Annotated in this window: 6 protein-coding genes and 1 pseudogene; 3 read left to right on the top strand and 4 right to left on the bottom strand. The window is 55.2% G+C overall.

Annotation, left to right across the window (positions count from 1 at the left end):
- The 3 genes and pseudogenes from xerC to LG003_RS22445 form a co-directional block, all read right to left on the bottom strand.
- Positions 1-827: site-specific tyrosine recombinase XerC (gene xerC / locus LG003_RS22455; protein WP_262981694.1), on the bottom strand; the 827-nt coding region annotated here is incomplete at its 3' end.
- 132 nt (positions 828-959) lie between these two features.
- Complete coding sequence (locus LG003_RS22450; protein ID WP_262981693.1) at positions 960-1097, bottom strand: hypothetical protein; 138 nt, start codon at positions 1095-1097, stop codon at positions 960-962.
- Positions 1079-3802 (bottom strand): annotated as a pseudogene (locus tag LG003_RS22445) (CHC2 zinc finger domain-containing protein); the annotation flags it as partial. The gene LG003_RS22450 and the pseudogene LG003_RS22445, both read right to left, overlap by 19 nt.
- 136 nt (positions 3803-3938) lie before the next feature.
- Here LG003_RS22445 and LG003_RS22440 point away from each other — a divergent pair.
- From LG003_RS22440 to LG003_RS22430, 3 genes are all read left to right on the top strand, one after another.
- On the top strand, positions 3939-4271 hold the full coding sequence (locus tag LG003_RS22440) for a helix-turn-helix domain-containing protein (RefSeq protein WP_132347894.1): 333 nt from the start codon (positions 3939-3941) through the stop codon (positions 4269-4271).
- 76 nt (positions 4272-4347) lie between these two features.
- Positions 4348-4668, top strand: coding sequence for a SymE family type I addiction module toxin (locus LG003_RS22435; protein ID WP_262981690.1), 321 nt, complete (start codon positions 4348-4350; stop codon positions 4666-4668).
- Positions 4658-4879 carry a DUF7706 family protein gene (locus LG003_RS22430; protein WP_315903405.1) on the top strand — a complete coding sequence of 74 codons (222 nt, stop codon included), beginning with the start codon at positions 4658-4660 and terminating at the stop codon, positions 4877-4879. The genes LG003_RS22435 and LG003_RS22430 overlap by 11 nt, the downstream gene beginning before the upstream one ends.
- Here the strand turns inward: LG003_RS22430 and LG003_RS22425 are convergent.
- Positions 4868-5063: hypothetical protein (locus tag LG003_RS22425; RefSeq protein ID WP_262981689.1), on the bottom strand; the 196-nt coding region annotated here is incomplete at its 5' end. The two genes, LG003_RS22430 and LG003_RS22425, sit on opposite strands and share 12 nt — an antisense overlap.

The raw sequence follows: 5063 nt of genomic DNA, 5'->3' as shown, positions 1-5063 counted from the left end.
TCCAGCATTTGCGTCGCCATTGAGTGGCGGAACAGGTGACAGGCCCCGGCTTTGTCCAGTTGCGCTTTTTGGCGAATGCTGGCGCCCGTCAGGTGGGTGAGCCGGTCGCGTGACATCTGCCGGCCATTGAGGGTGATAAACAGGTGGCCGCAGTCATAACGGCGCGCCAGTCGGGGCCGCACGCTGTCAAGGTAGCGTTGTAACCAGCGCAGGGCCTGTTCACCGATGGGCACCACCCGGTCTTTACGGCCTTTACCCTGTCTCACCAGCAGTACGCCGCGCCCGAAGTCGATGTCGCTTAACCGCAGATTGGAGAGTTCCATCCGTCGTATCCCGCTGCTCCACAGCACTTCGAGGATGGCCCGGTTTCTTAAGCCTGTGGGCCTGTTGATATCAATGGCCTGTAATACCGTCTGTGTTTCGTCCTCGCTCAGGACCTGCGCGGGTAAGCGTTTGTCTCTGCGGGGCAACACCAGTCCTTCGGCCGGGTTGTACAGGATGTACTGGCGTTGTCGCAGCCAGCGGAACCAGACCCGGAGGTCGCTCAGCCGTTTTGACTGGGTGCTTACGGCCAGCGTGTGGCCGTCGGCTTTACGATAGGTTTTCAGCCAGGACTGATAACTTTCCAGTAACGGCGGGCTGACTTGCGGGGCGGACATCACTCCCCGGGCTTCGCACCAGTTAACGAACGGCAGCAGGCGTTCCTGATAGCCGGTCAGCGTCCAGGTGCTGTAGTTTCTGGCGTTCAGGGAGTCCAGATACGCGTCGAGGTGCTGGCGTAATGAGGTGAGATGAGCGGAGTGTGTGGGAAAGATTATCTGAGTCATGACGGGGGTTCCTGTAAGATACATTGATTGTTGTTATGGGGGTAATCCGTGACTGTGTTACGATGCGGTTTTTCTTTATTGTTGCCGGAACAGTGTTTTTCGGCCTGCCCCGACCGCTTTAGCGACGATGCCTTATGTGGCCTGTATTTGGGGTGGTTTATGCTGCCCGACCGGTCCCCGACCTGCATCCGACTGGCGGGCGACCGTTGAAGTGATAACCCCGACCGGACGGAATCGTATTCCTGCTTTCAGGGCGCTATCAGACCGCACAGGTGCGCCGTGTCGTTATCTTCACCGTCGAACAGCAGTTCATAGACGTATGTCAGTCCGCGCCGGTGCAACAGCAGGTATTCCATTTCGACCAGCCGGGAGAGATGGATTTTCAGCTGGGTATCGCCCCACTGTATGGCGTCACGCAACAGTTTGCGGGTAAACAGCCACTCATGGCGCGGCTGCCCGCTGGCTTTTACCCATTCTTGTATCAGCAATAACAGTTTGCGGGTCTGGGGCGGCATCTCGTCCAGCGTGCGGCCTAATATCTCGTGGGCCAGCCGGTTGGCTAAGCGGATGTCTTCTCTGGTCACCTCGATATAGTCCAGCCGTTTTCCCCGGTGTTCGACGGTTTTCACTGCACGCTGGTATTGATGCAGCAGGGCGATACTTTGTATCAGGGTGAGATATTTCATGTGGTCGCGCCGGGTGCGGGTTTTATCGCTCATGAACGTTAATTGACTGGCGAACGGATTCACCACATTGAGCGGGCGTAATAGCCGCTGGGCGTTCTGGTGCAGTTCGGTGATATAGGCTTTTTCATTTTCCGCCAGTAAACCTTCGAGGGTTTGCTTATGGCGCTGCAACGCGTGGATAGCTTCGGTCTGTTCCCGTGATTCGTTCACCGTCAGCACCAGACAGCGGTTTAGCAGCTCTTCATCGACATCAATCGCGGTGGTGGTGAGCATCAGCATTACCGGGCCTTTTACCGTGTACTGTTTAGTGACCAGATTGCCGCTGGCGTCATCTTTACCGGTACTGGCAATGGTCAGTTCGCCGTCGCTTTGTAACAGTTTGAGCGCATAGGCGGCCTGCCGCACGCCTTCTTCTTCGGCTATCGCCAGTATCTTGTGCTGGAGATTGGTTTCGCCCAGATAGAACAGGCTCTGGCCGGTCATGGCGCTGTATTGCAGCCGTTCTTCTGCCGGTATCAGATTGAGAACGGCATCCATTAAACTGCTTTTACCCGCTGCCGAACTGCTCTGTATCAGCACGGCCAGCGGACGGTCCAGTTTGCGGCTGACGGCGGCTAAGTAACCGGCCAGCAGGTTGGTGCTTTCCCCCACGACGCCACAGGCGGCTAAGTCAGCGGTGATGCGCTCGCTCAGTTGGGGGTCTTGCAGCAGTGCTAACGCGGCTTCCCGTTGGGCTTCGGTGAGTTCAGGGATAGATTGGGCAGCCGTCTGTTCACGGATACCGGCCTGTTGACACTGTTCCAGCACCAGTAACACCTGTCCCAGTGAACGCCGTAAGTCAGCTTCGGCCCGTCCCAGTTCGGTGGCGGCCAGTCGCGCATACCCGCCCCGGCTGCGGGCGTTCATCATGTCCACGCTGTCGGCGAACATGACGCCGCTGTCGGTATCAATCACCTGCGCATTGACTTTCATGACGGCGGCGCCGGGTCGGACCTGAGCCAGCCCGCGAACACACCAGCGCTGCGGACCCAGTGAGATGAGGATTTCGCCGTTTGGCCCCGTCTCCCACACCACCCCTGGCAGAGATATCGGTCTTGTCGCCCCCTCAGCGGCTAAAGCGGAAGGAATGTCTGTTGCCGGTGACGGCGGTGCTGCCGATGTGGCTTGTTCTTCGGTGTCGGTTTCCTGCGTCAGGTCGTACATGGGTACCGCGCCATCCAGCAATAACCCGAATGCGGGTTCCGGTTCTGCGACCTGACACAGATAGCCGTTGGCATCCATGCCTTTGGGGAACACCACCCGGAACACGGCGAGGCCGGCGGCAATCAGGTCGGCAGCCAGTTTCATCGCGGCTTCATTGCCGGTGTTGTCATTATCGAAGGCAATCAGCACTTGTTTAACCTGATGTTGTTTCAGTGCCTGCCAGTGGTCGGGGGTAAAGCCATTGACGCCGTAAGCGGCGGTGACGTTACGGTATCCCGCCACCCAGAACGACATAGCATCTATCAGCGATTCACAGAGGATAAGCGATTTGGACGCTGTCATGGCGGCTGCATTCCACACGCCGCGGTGTTCGCCGGGCAGGTATAAATGTTTCGGGGTGCCCGCTCGCAGGCGCTGGATGATTTTGCGGCCGTAGATTTCCTGCACCTGTCCGTGGCTGTCGAGTACCGGCACCACGAGCGAGCCGCTGAAGTGTTCATGCCCTGATTCCCGCAGCAGGCCCACGGCTTGTAACCGGGCGCGGATAGCGGCGCCGGCTTTGAGTTGTTTCTCCGGCAGCCGGTAGGCCAGGGTTCGGTTGGCAAAGCCGAGCTGAAAACCGGCGACTAATTCGGGATGATGTAACCGGCGTTTTTCCAGATAGGCGACGGCTTCGGGGGCGTTGAGTAACGTATGATGGTAAAACTCGACGACCCGGCTGAGCAGCGCCTGCCGTCCGGCTTCGTCTTCGGCCAGCACGGCGGGTTCATTTGGCTGAACCAGCGGCGCCACGGCAGGATTATTTCCCAGTGTTCCGCGCAGGTGTTCTGCGGCCCGCCGCAGGCTCAGGCGTTCGGTTTTCATGACCCAGTCGAGGACGGAACCGCCGGTATTGCAGCCGAAACAGTGATAGAGGTTCTTTTCTGAACTTAGCACCATTGACGGGGTTTTTTCCTCATGGAACGGGCACAGCAGCACGTAATCTTTGCCGCGTTTAATCAGCTTGTGTCCCTGTTGTTCCGCTACGGTCACTAAGGAGACGGCGGTTTTCAGGTGCTGTAATTCGGCTTCCGGGATGCGTGCCATAAAAATGTTCCTTTTAAATCCTTGTCAATGCTCTATATAGACACTATTATATGTCCTATAAAGGTCATTTAGTCAAGTCTATTCAGAACAGGGGGAGATAATGGAAGCCATCGCGACTGATAAAGGAACATTCTGGATGAGCTTTTCTGCCCGTTTTCTGCAACTGCGTAAGCAACAAGGACTGACTCAGCCACAGATGGCTGACAAGGTGGGGATACATCTGACACAAGTTCGCCGCTATGAATCTGGTGAGGCTCAACCTTCTTTAGACATTCTTAAGCGTATTGCTGTTACGTTTAATGTTTCGGCTGACTGGCTGATATTTGAGGAGGGCGAACGGGAGCCGCAGGACGAACTTAAGCTAAAGTTTGAGGCGGTTAAACAGATGGACGAGGAGGAGCAACGCTCTGTGACCTCGGTTCTGGATGCTATGATTTTAAAACATCAGGCAAAGCGGTTATTGGGCTGACCTGATTTAACGCGGCTGTACCGTGGTTGCAACACGATAAAGCCGCTCACCACAAGCAACTAAACAGGAGTTGATTATGGCTAAGGCGCATTCTAAGGCAGAAGTCGTTGTAAATAAAGCTGTGAAAACAGAACGGTATTACACGGTGGGTTATGTGCTGAACGGGAACAAGGTCAACAACGCCATACCGGCAATACACCTTAAGGGCCAGTGGCTTAGGCAGGCGGGGTTTAATACGGGCGGCCAGATTACGGTGAAGGTGATGGATGGTTGTCTGGTGCTCATTCCTGACAGTGAAGCCACGCAACAACAGCATCAGCAGTACCAGCGACAACAGGCCCAACTGCGGGAGATTAAGCAGCAGATGCGGGCGTTGATAACCGGTTTTGCGGGTTAAGGGGAGAGATGAGATGACGATAGCGATTGAACATTTACAGGACATTCAGTTAACTCACATTGAAGCACTGGCCCTGGCCCAACTGGCTAAGCGGCTGAACTGGGCGGAGATACGCGCCTGTGCGGTTGATGATACGGAAGCCTGGGTTATCAAGGCCGCGATAGGGCGGCTCCAGTCGGCGCTGGCGTATCACGGGTATTCACCACGGTAAGAGAGAAGCCGGCCGGAAGCGATTCCGGCTTTTTACTGTTTCAGGGAGAAAACAGAGTAAAATAGCTAAAATATAGCCTATGTATATATTTTCCATGAGTCTTATATTTTTCTGTATTATTTCTTTGTTTATCTTCTTATTTATTTTATATTTTTGTGATTTCAATTTATATATTAAATATATA

Origin of the sequence: Photorhabdus kleinii (assembly GCF_025384885.1) — a bacterium.
Classification (GTDB): domain Bacteria; phylum Pseudomonadota; class Gammaproteobacteria; order Enterobacterales; family Enterobacteriaceae; genus Photorhabdus; species Photorhabdus kayaii.
Note: the sequence above shows the minus strand (reverse complement) of the source record. Positions and strands in the feature narration are given on the sequence as shown.

What these genes read in the sequence shown, in the direction of transcription:
- LG003_RS22440 (WP_132347894.1), top strand. Translation starts at nt 3,939, where the DNA reads ATGAGCTTTTCTGCCCGTTTTCTGCAACTGCGTAAGCAACAAGGACTG.
- LG003_RS22435 (WP_262981690.1), top strand. Translation starts at nt 4,348, where the DNA reads ATGGCTAAGGCGCATTCTAAGGCAGAAGTCGTTGTAAATAAAGCTGTG.